The organism is Candidatus Photobacterium acropomis, from assembly GCF_030685555.1.
Classification (GTDB): Bacteria; Pseudomonadota; Gammaproteobacteria; order Enterobacterales; family Vibrionaceae; genus Photobacterium; species Photobacterium lucens.
This window is the reverse complement of record NZ_CP131608.1, coordinates 1,366,146-1,383,149: the sequence shown is the minus strand read 5'-3', so window position 1 is coordinate 1,383,149 and position 17,004 is coordinate 1,366,146. Positions and strand designations below refer to the sequence as shown.

Genomic DNA, 17,004 nt, shown 5'->3' with positions numbered 1-17,004 from the left:
CAATGGCATGGCGAATATTTTTAGCTCTCATTGCGTGTGGCAGCATCGCTGCATGTAATAGTGATAATAGCAATTCTGTAAAAGTAAATACTCCTACCGACCCCGCGCAGTCAGAAGCTGTTGTTACGCAAGTTGATAATAGCGATGCTGTTGAACCTGAACCTGAACCTGAACCTGAACCTGAACCTGAACCTGAACCTGAACCTGAACCTGAATTAGAAGAAGTGACACGTTCAGAGCCTGAATGTGATATTGAAACCGTTAATCTATTAGATTTTGTCCCATGGCAACGCGAAGAAGGCTGGTGGGTAGGTGAATATACGTTCTTAGGTGCTGACGGTGATCCCAATGTCTCAGCAAGCTGGCCCTATCGGTATGATCATTATCGAGGGTTTATTCATCTAGAAGTGATTGGTAATAGTATTAAGCAGCGTAATGTCTTCTTATATCCGGCAAAAGTGGCAGCAGAGTGCGAATCGGTTGAAGATGTTGTTGGCGCGGGTGTGTGTGGCGATAACGGTAATGAAAAGGTCTTTAGTGCAGATCAAACAGCGTCTGATTGTGACGGAAATTTAGCCGGTCCCTTTGAAGCGTTTGGTATGACGCTAAGCACAATGACGACGTTGATTGGCGATGATACGGTGTTGTATCAGGTTCGATTACCTGATGGCAGTTTTACTCAAAATCAGCTGACAACGTTACCACCGAATGATACTCGAGTACGTACTGCTCAAGGTTTCTTTATGGGTGCATCAACTTACGCTAGTTATTATCGAGAGCGTAAGGTGAGTAAAGAAGAATTTGTTCAGTTATTAGAAGACACTCGCCAAGAATATAATATTTTAGAAACCGATTATTGCGGCTATGACTCTGGTGGTAGTCCTAGTGGCGTAACTTGTGATGAGCACTTTGGGGTTACGCTTGGGGAGTGATATACAGCGTGTAGCGAAACTTGGGAGATAAAATAAAGACCAATAACGATGACGTTGTTGGTCTTTATTTTTATTGGATGCTGCGGCTCATTTCAACATTGCCATGAGCTTGAATCGATGTGCCTTCAGACATGGAATGAGCACAGCCGATAATGAATATGCTAAGAAAGGCTAGCACAATCCAATTATTCATTGTTTATCTCGAAATTAGTGTTAAGGAAGATAAACCTTACGCAGTTCACTAAATAGATTCAAGAGGGCAAAAATGAGCTGTTATGCATGAGTTTTAGTTGGTATTAAATTGTGATTAAAGGCGGGAATTAGTAAGTAACGCGTATGTTTGCTTTTAAATGTATATTAAAATCAGATGCTTTAATCTATTAAATTCAAAATAGCCGCATGACGATACAAGCACAAACTGCTGCGTTTACGATTACATACGATCCTAAAAATATTCACTCATTAAGCAATGGCCTGAAAGATTACCGTCAGTTCATTCAACAAGAACAAGCCTTTAGTGACTTTCACTGTCATGTTCGTTTTAAATTAGCAGACAATACCGACGACAGCTTGGCTGAATTACTGCATGATCCCATTTTAAAAACTCTTTTATCATTTAATGATGTCAGCCTTACCGAATTAGCTCAAAATCATAAATTAGCAGACTGTTATATTGAGCCTGAAACCGCTTTTTTCTTACGAGCATTAACGCATCCTGAATTAGAAGATGAGCTTAAACAAACAGCGGTAGTGCTAAGTCAGGTGTCTCGTCGAATAAATGATTCTGCAGAAATGTGGATATCTGATACGGAAGTACTAGGGCTATCAGCATTGCTCGCTTTAGCACTTAAATATCCAAAATATACCTATCTATTAGCCGCTTATATCGTTCCATATTGGGATACAGAACATGCGCCTTTTGGTGAAGAGGTATTAGCGCTGGTTGCAAGCCACCATGGCTACAGTCACGATATGCTAAAAGCATTTTGCTATTGCGATAACGACAGTGCCCGCGCCAAAATGTTTGCTTTGCAACATACGACTTATGATGAGCATCAAGCAGCAGTCGGTGATGCTAAGCCTCAATCATTGCTAGATATCTTCCGCCAGCAACCACAAGAGTTTGAAGTTTTTAAAAAACTACTTAAGCAACGTTTTTCTGAGCAAGATTATCTTCAGTATGTTGATGATGAACGTTATTACAATGAAGATCCTATTCGTAGCTTTGTCATGTCTTTAGTCGCCACCGATGACGGTTCGGGTTGGTACGATACTGATGAACAATCTCTTACGATGAGTGAGGCATGGTTTATTGATTCATCTGCCGATGATGCGGCTGCTGATCTTAAATTAGACGTAGAAACTTATTTAGGTCGTTCAATTGTGGCACCTAAAACGATCGAAGAAGATGACGATCTGATTGAGCATTATTATCGTGGAACTGGAATTTCCCAGTGGAAAGCTTTTATTACTGGCGCATTAAATCACGGTACAGAAATCTGGGATTTTATTGTTAGCGGTGACAATGAGCAGATACTGGAACAGGTTGAACCTTGTGATATTGAAGGGCTGATCCGGGCAGGTAACTATCAACTTATTGGTAAAGTAAATTATTTTGTCGGCAGCTTTGATTCATTTGATAGTGAATTAGAGAAGATTATTTATGACGTACTTGCTGATTGGACGTTTGATGATGATGGTGAAGCGAATGAGTCTGAGGGGCGTTTTAAGTTATTTCGTCTATTAGATGTGCTTTATCGATGCAATGGTAATAAAGGGTTTGATCCTAATTTTATCGAGCATATGGTCACTGAATATGAGTTCTTTAGTCACAGTGAGTTTATGGCTCGTTATCCTGGTGATTGGCGAATGATGTTCAGTCACGCGCTGGATTCATTTTCAGGTTATCGCAGTAACATTGAACGTAATGAAGCGGAAAGCTTGTATGCATTGACGCAACAACATCGATCAGAAGTTGCTGAGTTTATAGACAAGATGGCAAGCGATGAAGACTGTGAACAGATAACTTTACTGGGTCTTTGTGCCATTATTGCTTATTTTGATCAGCAATATGTCGTGAGTGATGAGCTCACTCAAAAAGTATTACAGATCTTAAATGATCAGCTTGTTGCTGCTATTTATCAGCAAACGGCAGAAACAAGTCTGTTCCAATGCGCAAAAAAACGTCGTTATCGTAATGATTGCAGTAAGCTAGATGAAGCTCAAATCAGCCAAATAAATCAGGATTGGCAAGTCGTAGAGCAGTACTTAACAGGGGATACGCAAGATTTTGAGCTTGCTTTAACTGCGTTTGAAAAGCATCAAGTACGTTGCGACGAAGAAGATGCACTTTTCCGTGCGTTACCGCATTACGAATTTTTGCGTGATTTTGATGATAAAGCCCAAAAATTATTAGTTTGCGCCCAAATTATTGCTCAGTATTCTCAATCATCGATTCAGCTTTTCGCTCAACGTTATGTGGCGTTGTGGTTGCACATTGCACCAACGAAAACTTTGAAGATGTTGGCTTATTTTCATGTTAAACCTCGTTACGGTCATGAGTCCTACAACGACTTTGATAAACGTCATCACCAAAAAATTGCATTTATTGAACAACTAGAAGGTGTAACGGCTGTTGGTGAAAGCGCTTATTTGTTAGAAAACTTGATTGGTGAAATGCCAAGCGATACTGATATGCAAGTAGTGTTTGAACTTTGGTTTAAGCAATTTCAAGAAGAATTATCGTTACCAGAAGAGCAACGTAGTTTACATCATGCTCTCACCATTATTTTGCCGCGCTATCAGCAAATATTCATGACAGAGCTGAAGCAATTTAATTCGGCTCTTATCCCTAACTATTTTGAACAAACGTTGCTGGATTTAGTGATAAATCGTGTCACGCAACGTATTCAAAATACGATTCATGACAAACGTGAATTCAATCAGCAAGAACGACATGATATTGAAGTTGTGCGTCAATATCTGTTGTTAGATACACCTGCTTCGTCAGCTCAAATTGATGCTGTTGTGTCAATGATGGAAAAACGCTATATCAATGACTTTAATAGTCCTTATGGTGGTGTTGAGCTTGATAAGCTGTTTTGGCATTTGTCTTCAGTACAGCAAGACAACCTCATGCAGATCTATATTCATCATCGTGATATGTCCTTTGATGTTTTGTGCCAGTGGCGTAATGAAGAGCAACAATATTGGCTTTGTGAACGGGCACTGGGATTAGGAATGAACACGCTGCAATTGCTGCGGTTGATCCTTAAAGAGCAGTGGTATAACTGCTTAGTTTTATTACCTAATCAAGACGTACTTGCTGAGCAAGCACAAATGCTGGATATCGAAACGTTATATCAGCTATTAATCAATGTCGCTAAATTAGGCAATTTTGAACACTTTATTACCTCGTTTAAAGATCATGCTTCACGTCGGATCCGTGATTTAGTCGCTGACATTCAGAATGGCAAATATGCACCATTGCATTCTTCTCTGCTTGAAGTAATCAATTACGGTATTTATACAGAAGTAGGGACAGCTGAAGATGAAGAGTTAGCTGAACTAGACGACGATACTGATGATGAGTTTGTGACTGTTACCCAACTCGAACACCAAAAGGAAACATTGCTAGTAGAAGCGGAAGTTGGTGTGATGATTGGTATGAGGGTCGGCTATTTCAGCGATGATGAAGAACAAGCATTGCCTGAAGTATTAGCGTTTAAAGTGCGTGTTCATCATCCTTATATTCGAAGTCATGACGGGTATGTTTCGCAGTGGGATTCGGAAGTGACGCTAGATTATAGCTGTTATGTGGGATGGACTTTTTCGCATAAGAGCTTGTGTGTTGCTGGTATATACAAGATCGAATTACTTGATTTAAACGATAATGTGATTGAATCAAAAACGTTTCATGTTGTATCTAAACGCCCGTTGCTCGTTGATGCCTTGGTAGAGCAATATCAAAACAGTGACTTATTACAGCAGCAAGTGGGGTGTTTAAATTTAAGTGATAAAGCGTTAGCAATTGTTGATGCTAAAAAACACTGTGATACGTTGAATATTGCTCATCAACTTGAGAACAGTTTAATCAACGTTTATAGCTATTTTGATGATAAACAATTGGCATTTAGTGAACTTCGTTTAAATGATTCCTCGGTACAACATTGGTACATTGCTTCTAATCAATTACGCATGTTTATTGAAAAACGTGTGAAAGGTAAAAGGCTGCTATTGGGCACGGCAGCGGCAACAAAATTTGCGTTAGACAACAAACAGCAGTGGCACAAAGTAGTGAATCGTAAATCACCAGTGTCTTTATTTCAGCCTCAAGAGTCCAAAGCAGATAATGTACTTGCTTTACATTTGGACAAAGGGGGTTTTAGAACATTGGTTGGTTACAGTGCTGATGGAAAGCCATGTTGTATCGTACTGGCTCATATGAAAATAGGGTTATTTAGACGCTTATTATTACGTATGGTAGCAAAAGTTGCGCAGAATGCGATTAGTGATAAAGGATTGCCATCGACACTCTAAATCTAATCTTGATGTTATTTGTATATACCTAAAGAATGAAAAGAAAAGCCGTAGTGTTTCACTGCGGTTTTTTGTTTGATGGGGGAGAAGTCAGAAATGGAGCGGATAACGGGAATCGAACCCGTGTCATGAGCTTGGGAAGCTCAGGTAATGCCATTATACGATACCCGCTCTGTTATTTTTAAATTAGAACTCTGAGATAAGTCCGTCAAACAGTATTGGTTAGAAAAGAGTATTTATTAATAAAATGTGCCAAATAAAGAATAAGCTATTGCTATTTTTAAATACAAATAAAGAATTGTTAATCACCGCTTGTTTGCATTGTTGTTTTATTATTCATGAAATTATAAATAGTAAACCATCGAGTATTTGTTCATTTTGTATATGTATGTTTTCGAATTCGTAGATGTATTTTGTGCAACTTAATTCGTTATAGTTTGTCTACACCAAACAATAAACATTATCGAAGATGAAATTTACTAATAATAATCACATCGTATTGAAGATTCGGCTATCTTCTGCTCGTTTTGTTATTAAGAACTTGGAACGAGCGATTCGTTATTGCCTTTCGCATAAATATAATGAGATCGCAAATATGCTATTACGCCGATTAGATATGGCATTTATTCATTTTGAACGCCTTTATAATCAGCAGAGTAGTCGCTGAGTTGTTAATCAATTGTTTTGATTTGTTGTTGTATTCACATTTGAACTATCAATAATTATTAATCAATTTGTTTTATATAAATCATGTGACAAACATCACATTTATGTGTATCGTCACGATCTTGCTATGAGTTATGTCATTGCCTTAACAAAGCAAGCTTAGTTTCACTGACAATAGCTGACGTCAGTGCTCAACATGATTTGATGTAAAGCAAGTTATAAAGTAGTAGAGAATTGAAATGACACAGATTGCTAACAGTCGAAAAAAAATTCAGTTAATTCGAGAACATATAAAAACATCGGTTCAACAAGGTGATGTGAAAAATGTTTCTATTTTGTTGGAAGAATTAGAATCTGAATTAACTGTATTTGAATCGCTATATTCTGCTCCGTAAAAATATTAAAAAGAGGAGCTTAAGGATAGTGAGTGTTATATTTTCGAAAGATATTTAGTGATAAATAACGTACTATAAACTATTCGCTGTTTATTATTTGTATCTATGGAAAAGCAAAATATTGCCTCGGCAATGAATGAGGATGCACTTTCACGATTAAAAAGTGCATTTAAATCTGGAATACTTGCAACATTAGCGAGTATTTCGGTTGGTTTTTTATTTAAAATATGGCTTGCACAATGGGTTAATAAAGATGATTTAGCCCTGTTTAATAGTGTGATAGATATCGTTTCACTGTCATTAATTCTAATGACAGGTTTTCGTTCGTCCATGGTTGTGACCTACAGCCAGACCAATAATGATCGTGACATTATAAATATATTTCGCTTTTGCTTGATCACCATGGTGTTACTCACGTGGGGTATTGTTTTACCCTATATTAAGCATGAGTTGCATATTAACGTCGGCTATTTTGAAATGGTTGGCGTGATTTTTAGTATGGGGATGAAGGTTTATTTTACTAACTTGATTGCCATGTATCGTCTTTATGATGTGTCGAATAAAGTGACATGGATAGAGCCGATAACCAATGTTGTTAGTTTTGTTATCTGTTACTACCTACTGCATTTTTCACCATTAGCTTCCTTGTTCTATAGCATGACGTTGTCATCGCTGGTGGCTGCACATTTTATGTATTGGAAGCGTCGCAAACAGATCGCAACCAAGCCGATAAAGCCTGTCCAACTTGATCCTAATATGCGTAACTATGTGCGTAAGAGCTTCACTGCCTCACTAGAGGCGGGGGCGAGCATCTTAATGATCTATATTACGGTATTGCTGACTATTACCCATTTTAGTTTGGATGAATTGGGCGATTTTCAGGTTGTTGTCCGTCCAATCTTTACTTACATGACAATGCTGTTTGTATTTCCTATTTATCGATTCGTGTTACCCGAATTAACCTTGTGTATTCGCCAAGGCGATCATGAGCAAGTAAAAGCCATTAGACGCTGGATTTTTCGGTTAGCGGGCATAGTCAGTGTGTGTTTTTTCCTTATCATGCTGTTGGCTGGGCCTGAAATCATTGGTTTTGTCTTCCCACCTCAATATCACGGTGCGGTGATAGTGCTATTTCACTTCTCCATTTTCTTTATTTTTATGATGCTTAATGCCTACCAATTGGCATATATAAAAGCGCATGGGAAGTTTACGTTGAGTTTGATTATTCGCTTAAGCGGTATAGTTACACTGGTTGCAAGTTATTATTTATTATCGATTTTTACCGCAAATGTGGTGGCTATCATTGTTGCCTTATGTTTAGGCTATGTCATGATGTTTATCTTATCGACAATAGAAGAGCGGAAAATTTTAAAGGGATACCAATTAGCAACGTCACAAGCGTCATAAAGGGTGTCCATGTGGTGCGCACAATCGTGTAATGAATGAAATAATAGGGAAGAGAATGTCTGGGATCACTGATTTATCTGAGCTTTTAGCAAACTTACAGCCAGTTTTAAGTCCAACTAGTTATATTTTTTGTTTCACAGAAAATACGAATTTAGATGCGATTGCATCTATGTCTCCACTGGCGACATTTCATGAAGAAGAAGGGATGACGTTCATTCTTAACCATGAAAGTGCAGTTCAGCATAATATTGAGATCAACAACGTGTATCGTTGTATTACCTTAAAAGTGCATTCAAGTTTAGAAGCGGTAGGGTTAACGGCAGCAGTTTCTAGTGTGTTAGCAAAACGTGGGATCAGTGCGAATGTGATGGCTGCGTTTTATCATGATCATATTTTTGTTCATGAAGAGCATGCAGAGCAAGCCATGCTGGCGTTAACAGAATTATCAGAGTCTGCACAACGCCAACAAGGTGAGTGTGTTTAAAGCACTGGGGACATGCCATAGCTTTGGCTGTTAAGCAAAATTGTTCCTAAAACAATCAGTAAAATACCACCGAGTAGTTTAAAAACTAATGGGGTAAAAGAGGGTTGGTGATCATCACTTGCAGATAAGTATTTGGTCACCAGCTTTTTGCCTGATAGCGTCATAATCGCAATGGTTGACGTTGTTATCGCTGTACCTATTGCCATGAGAATGGCACTCACCACACCTATCCAATACATATCTACCATATTGGCAAACAGTAATACCAACACTGCGCCTGTACATGGGCGAATACCAATACTGGCAATGATGGCAAGATATTCTCGCATACTTGTTGCTTGGTTTATTTCATCTGCATTAGCAAAGTGCTTATGTCCGCAACCACAATCGTGGCTATGGCTATGGCTATGGCTATGGCTATGGCTATGAGCATGATGGTGCTTTTGTTGTTTGATTAATTGCCATGCTTGTTTTAGGGCGCGGTAAGCAACAATCACACCGAGCAATAACATGGCGACAAAACTAAGTGTAATAAACCTATCCGCAGCACTGTTTATTTCACGCATTGAAGAGTTAAAAAAGGCAAGCAGTATGGATACTAAAGCAATCGCGACAAAGGCTTGAAGAAATGCTGAAACGATCGTCATGATCAAGCTAGCTTTGACTTTCGCAGGATTCGTCGCAAGGTAAGTGGTAACGATCATTTTGCCATGGCCTGGGCCTAATGAGTGAAATACACCATATAAAAAGCTAAGCCCTGCCAGTGAATAAATAGCACCATTATGATCTTTGGCATCATAGATTAGATCACTTAATTGCCCATTAATTTCACGTTGCCATTTTATTGTGTTGATCATTAGGGTTGGCCAGTATTGCCATAAAAAGTAACCACCGATAGCTAAAAAGGCAAAAACTAAGCTAGCACCAAGCCAATAGTTCTTAGGTGTCTTATTGTGGTGGTGATGTTCAGTGTGTTGATGATCCATTTTTTCTATTCCTTAATACCACAGATCACTTACAGCTCAGTTTGACTGTCTGGGTAAATAGTTGACCTAATGCATTATCGGGATCAGCATCAGCAGGCAACGACTGCGCATATAGCATTTGTTCTGGCGTTGGATTTGGCTCTACTAATTTAAATGTGCAGCTTTTTGCTAGCTCTGGTGATAATTCAATGTCACTTTTATCTTTCCATGACATATCAACATAGTAGCTTGGCTCGAAAATCAGTAGACGTAGTGAATCTTTAGTCAGTGGTTGCGGCTTTGACAGCGGTAGTTCAAACGTTAATGTCGCTTTAGCGCGATCTTTAGTTAAAACACCATCTTTTGCAATTTTGTATTTGATAGGCTCTTCGCCATTATAAAAATAGGTGAAGTAGTGCTCGTTCATCATATTGTGCATTACGGACTGCCCAACACGCGCCAATGTTTCTTGTTTGTGTTCAGCAGACATATCTTCGCCATCAAGCATGTATGCAGTTGTCATGGCATCAAAAGTCCATACCATTTTAAATCCTGTGATCTGCTGACTATCACCTTGAATGTATGTCTTCATGTCAATCCATGAGTGCGGATGTGCTTGGCTAGATGTGGAAAAGAAAGTGAAAGATGAAAGCAGAATTGCAGGGAAAGATATCCAGCGCATAAAAGATGTTATCTCCGTATTTACAGGCGTGGCACGGTGCTTTGAGGTATTCAAAGAATAATAGATGTTATGTTATAACATTTAGGATAGACGACTAAAAGTGAAATTCATGTAAATGGTAGTGTACTTCACTTACTAACGGAAATGAGTCTTAGTTTTAAGCGAGCAGAAATGCAGATGTGGCGACAATAATGCCACCAAAAATAGCTAAAGGAAGATTACTGTCAACGCCTGCAATTAATGTAAGCAGTAATCCAAAAGAGATGTACAGTTTGTGTTTGCTAACCATGGTTCTCTCCCGTATTCATGATATTTATACTCAGGTCACTGGGTATATATTTATTTAATAACATGTAGCGGGGGCGTTATGTTAACAAGGTGTCAAAAATGAATGGTTAAACCTTATACGTTTTAAAGATCTGATTAATAAATATTTTCTATATTTTTGTAGTTATAGTTGTATAATTTCGCATTGTTAATAGCAGTAGTTTAATCATCTAAAAAGTGGCATTTAACCATCAGATAACATTAATTTTGACTATTGTGATATAAGAAAGACTAAACTTTGTGTTAGCCCGTGTTTTTACTGTAATAAAAAACACTATTTAAAATTATTCTCACCATTGTCCGCTATTAATTGATTTTCAAGGTATAATGGTTAGAGATGAAAGCAATAATGAAGTAGAAGACTAAGTATGAAATTAAAGCTATTTACAGCTGGATTAATGTTGCTACTGAGCTCATCGGTATGGGCTGAACAAACGCAAAATCAATTACCTATTCATTTATCAGCAATCACACAAGATGTTGATGTAATTAATAATGTAACGACATTGACAGGTAAAGTAGACATCACCCAAGGTGGTGTTCAGATCAAAGCAGATAAAGCTGTTATTAAACTTGATAGTAAAACTAAAGATCTGAAAAGTGTGGAAGTTTATGGCAAACCAGCTTACTTCCACCGTGTAATGGAAGGTGGCAAAGTCGTTGATGGTGAATCTTTGTATGGTATCTACACACCATCAAATAATATGATGGTGCTAAAAGATAAAGCAAAAATCACCCAAGATGGTAGCACCATTAAAGCGGCACAGATCAGCTACAATTTAGAGACACAAGTGATGAAGGCAAAAGGTTCGAAGAAGAGCCAAGTGAATACCGTGTTGCTGCCTGAAAAGTTAAAGTAATCGTCAGCCAACAAAAAATAAGGAGTGCATTGGCACTCCTTTTTTATTGTTTTTTAAGATTTAACACTTTTTTTGCACGATGTTCATTGAGTTGAGCCATTATTACGAACATAGATAAAACGAATATATAAAAGAAGGTATCTGCAGTGGAATTAGTACAAGTTAATGCCTCAAACCTATCAATTTACTTAAATCTTACTCAGGCTTATGAGGCCGAGTTCTCTCCGCTTACTAAAAAAGTGCCTGATAATGATGGAATGTTTGCATTAGATACGCCAGTTGAAGGCAATGTGATGGGCTTTCTTTTATATTTTGATGGTGTACCTGCAGGACTTGCTGCAATTGCCGATCATGGCAATTCTCACTATGAAGTATGTGATTTCTACGTTGTACCTGTATTTCGTAAGAATAAAGCAGGACAACGTTTTGCTCACAGCCTATTTTCAATGATGCCGGGTGAGTGGGAAAGTAAGCAAATTGAAGGTGCTGAGCATGCTATTGCTTTTTGGCGTCGTGCAATTGGTGCTTACACGAATGATCAATATGTTGAAGATATTTATCACGATGCGTATTGGGGCGATGTGACTCGTCAACGTTTCACTATTACAGTGTAATGATGGCTGAAAAATAAAAGGGAGCAATGTGCTCCCTTTTTTATTGTTGTACTAATGAATTATAACGCTGTCATTAAGATTTCACGACTAATCGGAAGGGTAACTTCTTGACGCTCACCTAATGCCACCATGCCATGTTTCTCAAGACTTGCTAAGATCACATCAATATCTTTCTCATTGAGTTCAACATCAGCAAGGCGAGTTGGTACACCCATTTGTTTAAAGAATGCAATGGTATGTTCAATCGCAGCATCAATGCGCTCATCAGTTGTACCTGATGTTAAACCGAAAATACGCTCACCAAATTGCAGTAACTTGGCTTCTTTCTCTTTACGGCGTACTTTCATTACTGCTGGTAATACAATGCTTAATGTACGCGCATGATCAATACCGTAGTTACCTGTTAGTTCATGACCAATCATATGAGTTGTCCAATCTTGTGGAACACCTACACCGATCAAGCCGTTCAGTGCTTGGGTTGCTGACCACATGATGTTAGCACGTACTGCTAAGTCGTCTGGTGTTGCAAGCGCTTTAGGACCTTCTTCAACCAGTGTATGCAATAGACCTTCAGCAAAGCGATCCTGTACTTTTGCATTAACAGGGTAGGTTAGGTATTGCTCCATGGTGTGAACAAATGCATCAACTACACCATTTGCCACTTGGCGTGGTGATAAGCTTAATGTGGTTTGTGGATCAAGCACAGCAAAAGCCGGTTTAACCAGCGGTGAGCCAAAGAACAGCTTGTCTTTACCACGAGAAACAACTGAACCACCGTTACTTTCAGAGCCTGTTGCAGGTAATGTAAGCACACAGCCAAGTGGCACTGCTTGTGTTACAGGCTCTTGTTTCAACAGAATATGCCAAGGATCTTCACCTTGATAGCAAGCGGCTGCAGCAACAAATTTAGTACCATCAACCACTGAACCACCACCGACAGCAAGTAAGTAATCATAACCTTCAGCTTTTACTCGCTCGACCGCTTTCATTAGTGTGTCGTACTGGGGATTCGGCTCAACGCCTGCAAACTCGCCCCAATTGAAACCTTCTAATGCGTTAGCGACTTGCTCGTAAACACCGTTTTGTTTAATTGAGCCGCCACCATAAATAACTAACACTTTTTTATCTTTTGGAATAGCAGTACTGATTGCGGCAATTTGACCTTGACCAAAGTGAATACTAGTAGGGTTTTGGTAAGTAAATTTGTCCATTATTGGCTCCGATATCTATAACTGACAGATAGAAATGTTGTTGTTCTTTTCGGTTGTCAGTTTAGGGGAATCACTGTGTAATTACATACATAATCCTCTTTAATTCTTGCCTATTTCTATTTTATTTAGCTAGGGAGAGTGATTTGTATGCTATGGTGAAATTTTGTCAAAGACAGCCGTTATGAGTATCGACTTATTATGCTTATTGAATTAATACCGAGTATCGATTGATGAACGAGAAGTTAAAACAGCAACTTGCGCATACTGCTGAAGCCTTGTGTGAATACTATGGTATAGCCGATCAAACCAATCGCGTTCATACATTACTACCCGGGGTGCGAATATTTCGGATTGATCGTTACCATAGACTGGCTCCTCAAATGTACGAGCAAGGTATTGTTATTATATTTCAAGGAAATAAGATCGGTCATTTGAATCAACATCAGTTTGGCTATGATGTAGAACGTTGCTTGATTGTGACTACACCTTATCCTATTAGTTGTGAGACTTTTGCGTCACCAGAGATACCATTAATGGGGATTAATATTGATTTAGATATTAATGTTATCAGTGAGTTAGTCTCAATCATGCAATCTGAGCATCCGTATTGGAAAACTGAAGATACGCGCTGTGGTGTGGCGACATCGCAAATGACAGAAGCAATGTACCTTTGTATGTTGGAATTATTATCAATTTTGCATAATCCTCTTGATACTAAAGTACTCGGTACGGCTTTGCTTCGACGTTTCTTTTATTATTTATTGCAAAGTGAACAGGGCTATTTATTAGCGCATTATTGTGAGCAAGATAGCTCATTGGCAAAAATTGCATCAGTGCTTAGCTTTATACAGGGCAACTATGCTCAAAAGCTGAATGTGAATGATCTGGCTGAGATGGCAGGTATGAGTGTTTCTGTTTTTCATAAAGTGTTTAAGCAAGTGGTGACTGATCCTCCGTTGCAGTACATCAAAAAGATCCGTTTAAATCATGCAAAAACCCATATGTTGCAGGAAGGATTAGCGGCTAATTTAGCAGCGCAGCGGGTTGGCTATGAAAGTGCAGCACAGTTTAGCCGTGAATTTAAACGCTATTTTGGAGTGCCGCCAAGCCGAATTGATGAAAGTGCTGGATACATATCAGGGCATGAAAGTAATCGTTAATCATTATTTTCTTGGAGCCGTAAAAAGCTTTGATATTGTGTATAGTAGTATCCCTTAAAAGAATGTAACTTGTTGTTTGTTAGCCTTATGTGGAACTTTAGTTGCTATTAAGTGTCACATTGCCGTCGTAGCATGAATAATGATTAAAACAGGAAAATTATGCCTGAGTCTCAACCGAAAATACTGATTTTATTTGCTCATCCGTCGCAAAACCGCTCAGAAATCAACGTGCCATTATTTAACGCATCAAAAACTATTTCTAATGTGACTTGCGTTGATTTATATGCGGAATATCCCACTTATCGCATTGATATTGATAGAGAACAACAACGACTACGTGAACACGATGTGATTGTGTTTATGTTCCCTTTGTATTGGTATTCCACACCATCGTTGTTAAAAGAGTGGCAAGATCTTGTGCTTGAATATGGCTTTGCTTACGGCAGTGAAGGGAATGCGCTGGTTGGCAAAAAATTCTTTTGTGCTTTAACCGCTGGTGGTCCTGAATCCAGTTACCGTAAAGAAGGTTTTAACCATTTTACTATTCGTGAGTTATTGCAGCCGTTGGAGCAGATGGCAGAATTAACAGGCATGGATTTTCTCGCACCTTTTGCTTTGTTTGGTGCAGGCACTGCTAATGAAGAAAAACGTATTGAACAACATATTCATAACTGGAAACGAGTGTTAATTGCGATTCAAGATCATAAGTTCAACTATGATGTGGCGAGCAAGTTATCAAAGATGAACCACAGCTTAGAGCTGATCATTAAATAGAGCACGCATTATGACAGGATATTTTTTACAGGCTTTCATCTATTTGGTGGCAGCAGTGATTGCCGTACCGTTAGCTAAGCGGCTAGGTTTAGGCTCGGTATTGGGTTATTTAATTGCAGGGGTCGTGATTGGTCCTGTGATTGGTTTAGTTGGTAGTGAAACCACAACGATTCAACACTTTGCTGAATTTGGCGTAGTAATGATGTTGTTTGTGGTGGGCTTAGAGCTTGAACCAAAAATGCTATGGGGCATGCGACATCGCCTGTTAGGCTTAGGCGGTTTGCAGGTGATTGTGACTGCTCTTGCGGTTATGGGGATTGCGCATCTATTTAATATTGCATGGTCTTATGCCCTTGCGATTGGCCTTATCTTTTCGCTCTCTTCTACAGCGATTGTGCTGCAAACTTTCAGCGAGAAAGGGCTTAGCAAAACAGAAGGTGGTAAGAGTGCGTTTTCTGTTTTGTTATTCCAAGATATTGCTGTGATCCCAATGCTGGCGTTGATCCCATTATTAGCTGTGCCTGAGTTAGTAGCGAAATCGCAAGCCGTAGTGGCAAAAGCGGCAGAGCATCATGAAGAGCTCAGTTTAGTAGCGGGGCTTCCTGGCTGGGCTTATGCGATTGTGGTGATTTTAGCGATTGCTGGTGTTGTGGTTGGTGGACATTACTTAAGTCGTCCATTGTTCCGTTTTGTGGCGTCATCTGGGCTACGTGAAATCTTTACTGCGACGGCACTGATGCTGGTTATTGGTATTGCAGCATTAATGAGCCTTATTGGTTTATCACCAGCATTAGGTACTTTCCTTGCGGGTGTTGTGCTGGCAAACAGTGAGTTTAGACATGAATTAGAGTCAAATATCGAGCCATTTAAAGGCTTGTTATTAGGCCTATTTTTTATCACTGTCGGTGCGGGTATCGACTTTAGCGTGCTGTTTGATCAATTCGGTACTGTTATTGGCATTACTGTTGGTGTGATGCTAGTGAAGTTTTTGGTGCTGTTGTTGCTATCGTTTATCTTCAAAGTGAAGGGAAGTGATCGCTGGTTATTTGCACTAAGTTTGGCGCAGGCCGGTGAATTTGGCTTTGTATTATTAAGCTATACCGTACAAAACAATGTACTTCCTGAGTCAATAAGCCAGACGTTATCGCTAGTTGTGGCGTTATCGATGTTCCTAACTCCGGGCTTATTTATCTTGTTTGATCGCGTTATTTTGCCACGCTTTAGCGAAGCGAAGAATGAACGAGAAGCTGACGAAATTGATGAACAAGGTAAAGTGATCATTGCTGGTATTGGTCGTTTTGGTCAGATTGTTAACCGCTTATTGGCATCGAATGGTGTAAAGACTGTGGTACTCGACCATTCGGTAACGCAAATCGATAACATGCGTCAAATTAACATTAAGAGTTTTTTTGGTGATGCGACGCGCCATGATTTGCTCCATACCGCAGGTATTGAAGAAGCAAAACTGTTCATTGTTGCCATTGATGATAAAGATCGTGCGACAGAGCTGGTGCATTATGTGAAGCAAACATATCCTCATGTTCGTGTGCTAGCACGTGCTTACGATCGTGGGCATCATTATTCACTACGCTGTGCTGGGGCTGATTATGTGATCAGTGAAACCTATCGTTCTGCATTGGCATTAGGTACAGAAGCGTTGAAAAATCTTGGCGTACATCCATTTAGGGCTGAGCAGCAAAAAGCCACCTTTGTGGAAACAGAAGCGAAGAGTAAAGAAAAACTGTATCAAACATGGGCAGAAAGTACCGATGAAGATCGCTTTAATACCTCTTATGTTGAGCTATTCATGCAGCTAGAGACAACTTTAGGTGAAGCGATGAAACAAGAGCGTACAGACAAACATACTAAGTCTGAACGTGGTTGGACACCGCCGCCAAAGCGATTTAATGAAGAAGTAGAGCAAGATTTAGTGGATAAACACGATAGCTAATTGCTTGATAAAGATAGATAAAAGGAGCCAATTGGCT

The 17,004-nt window shown here is 39.2% G+C and carries 15 protein-coding genes and 1 tRNA gene; 10 read left to right on the top strand and 6 right to left on the bottom strand.

What is annotated here, in order from left to right; genetic code table 11:
• Positions 1-2 precede the first annotated feature (2 nt).
• Positions 3-932, top strand: a complete 930-nt coding sequence (locus tag Q7657_RS06260) for a hypothetical protein (protein ID WP_107166303.1) — start codon at positions 3-5, stop codon at positions 930-932.
• Positions 933-1,002: 70 nt separating this feature from the next.
• On the opposite strand, the gene Q7657_RS06255 is transcribed toward Q7657_RS06260, so the two are convergent.
• Entirely contained in the window at positions 1,003-1,125 is a 123-nt protein-coding gene (locus Q7657_RS06255; protein ID WP_258178266.1) for a hypothetical protein, read from the bottom strand.
• A 206-nt stretch (positions 1,126-1,331) separates the two neighbouring features.
• On the opposite strand from Q7657_RS06255, the gene Q7657_RS06250 reads away from it, so the two are divergent.
• A complete protein-coding gene (locus Q7657_RS06250; protein ID WP_107166302.1) occupies positions 1,332-5,471 on the top strand; it encodes a DUF3859 domain-containing protein in 4,140 nt (1,379 codons plus the stop codon).
• Between the two features lie 97 nt (positions 5,472-5,568).
• On the opposite strand, the gene Q7657_RS06245 is transcribed toward Q7657_RS06250, so the two are convergent.
• Positions 5,569-5,642 (bottom strand) — tRNA-Gly (locus Q7657_RS06245).
• A 734-nt stretch (positions 5,643-6,376) separates the two neighbouring features.
• On the opposite strand from Q7657_RS06245, the gene Q7657_RS06240 reads away from it, so the two are divergent.
• From Q7657_RS06240 to Q7657_RS06230, 3 genes are all read left to right on the top strand, one after another.
• Positions 6,377-6,532: a hypothetical protein gene (locus tag Q7657_RS06240; RefSeq protein ID WP_181317990.1), complete on the top strand. Its 156-nt coding sequence runs from the start codon at positions 6,377-6,379 to the stop codon at positions 6,530-6,532.
• Positions 6,533-6,637: 105 nt separating this feature from the next.
• Entirely contained in the window at positions 6,638-7,939 is a 1,302-nt protein-coding gene (locus tag Q7657_RS06235) for a lipopolysaccharide biosynthesis protein (protein WP_181317991.1), read from the top strand.
• Positions 7,940-7,994: 55 nt separating this feature from the next.
• The gene (locus tag Q7657_RS06230; RefSeq protein ID WP_053989362.1) at positions 7,995-8,423 is read left to right on the top strand and encodes an ACT domain-containing protein; all 429 of its coding nucleotides are present in this window, start codon (positions 7,995-7,997) and stop codon (positions 8,421-8,423) included.
• On the opposite strand, the gene Q7657_RS06225 is transcribed toward Q7657_RS06230, so the two are convergent.
• The 3 genes from Q7657_RS06225 to Q7657_RS06215 all read right to left on the bottom strand — a co-directional run bounded on the left by Q7657_RS06225 (position 8,420) and on the right by Q7657_RS06215 (position 10,359).
• On the bottom strand, positions 8,420-9,409 hold the full coding sequence (locus Q7657_RS06225; RefSeq protein WP_107166301.1) for a nickel/cobalt transporter: 990 nt from the start codon (positions 9,407-9,409) through the stop codon (positions 8,420-8,422). The genes Q7657_RS06230 and Q7657_RS06225 overlap by 4 nt on opposite strands.
• A gap of 25 nt (positions 9,410-9,434) precedes the next feature.
• Complete coding sequence (locus Q7657_RS06220; RefSeq protein ID WP_107166300.1) at positions 9,435-10,070, bottom strand: DUF1007 family protein; 636 nt, start codon at positions 10,068-10,070, stop codon at positions 9,435-9,437.
• A gap of 157 nt (positions 10,071-10,227) precedes the next feature.
• On the bottom strand, positions 10,228-10,359 hold the full coding sequence (locus Q7657_RS06215) for a hypothetical protein (protein WP_008989643.1): 132 nt from the start codon (positions 10,357-10,359) through the stop codon (positions 10,228-10,230).
• A gap of 406 nt (positions 10,360-10,765) precedes the next feature.
• On the opposite strand from Q7657_RS06215, the gene lptA reads away from it, so the two are divergent.
• Entirely contained in the window at positions 10,766-11,257 is a 492-nt protein-coding gene (lptA, locus tag Q7657_RS06210; protein ID WP_107166299.1) for a lipopolysaccharide transport periplasmic protein LptA, read from the top strand.
• 146 nt (positions 11,258-11,403) lie between these two features.
• A complete protein-coding gene (locus Q7657_RS06205; RefSeq protein WP_053989358.1) occupies positions 11,404-11,871 on the top strand; it encodes a GNAT family N-acetyltransferase in 468 nt (155 codons plus the stop codon).
• A 59-nt stretch (positions 11,872-11,930) separates the two neighbouring features.
• Here the strand turns inward: Q7657_RS06205 and Q7657_RS06200 are convergent, their stop codons facing one another.
• On the bottom strand, positions 11,931-13,082 hold the full coding sequence (locus tag Q7657_RS06200) for an iron-containing alcohol dehydrogenase (RefSeq protein WP_107166298.1): 1,152 nt from the start codon (positions 13,080-13,082) through the stop codon (positions 11,931-11,933).
• A gap of 230 nt (positions 13,083-13,312) precedes the next feature.
• On the opposite strand from Q7657_RS06200, the gene Q7657_RS06195 reads away from it, so the two are divergent.
• The 3 genes from Q7657_RS06195 (at position 13,313) to Q7657_RS06185 (ending at position 16,967) form a co-directional block, all read left to right on the top strand.
• Complete coding sequence (locus Q7657_RS06195; protein ID WP_107166297.1) at positions 13,313-14,242, top strand: AraC family transcriptional regulator; 930 nt, start codon at positions 13,313-13,315, stop codon at positions 14,240-14,242.
• A gap of 159 nt (positions 14,243-14,401) precedes the next feature.
• The gene (locus Q7657_RS06190; protein ID WP_053989355.1) at positions 14,402-15,016 is read left to right on the top strand and encodes an NAD(P)H-dependent oxidoreductase; all 615 of its coding nucleotides are present in this window, start codon (positions 14,402-14,404) and stop codon (positions 15,014-15,016) included.
• A gap of 10 nt (positions 15,017-15,026) precedes the next feature.
• Entirely contained in the window at positions 15,027-16,967 is a 1,941-nt protein-coding gene (locus Q7657_RS06185; RefSeq protein WP_107166296.1) for a monovalent cation:proton antiporter-2 (CPA2) family protein, read from the top strand.
• The last annotated feature ends 37 nt before the right edge of the window (positions 16,968-17,004 follow it).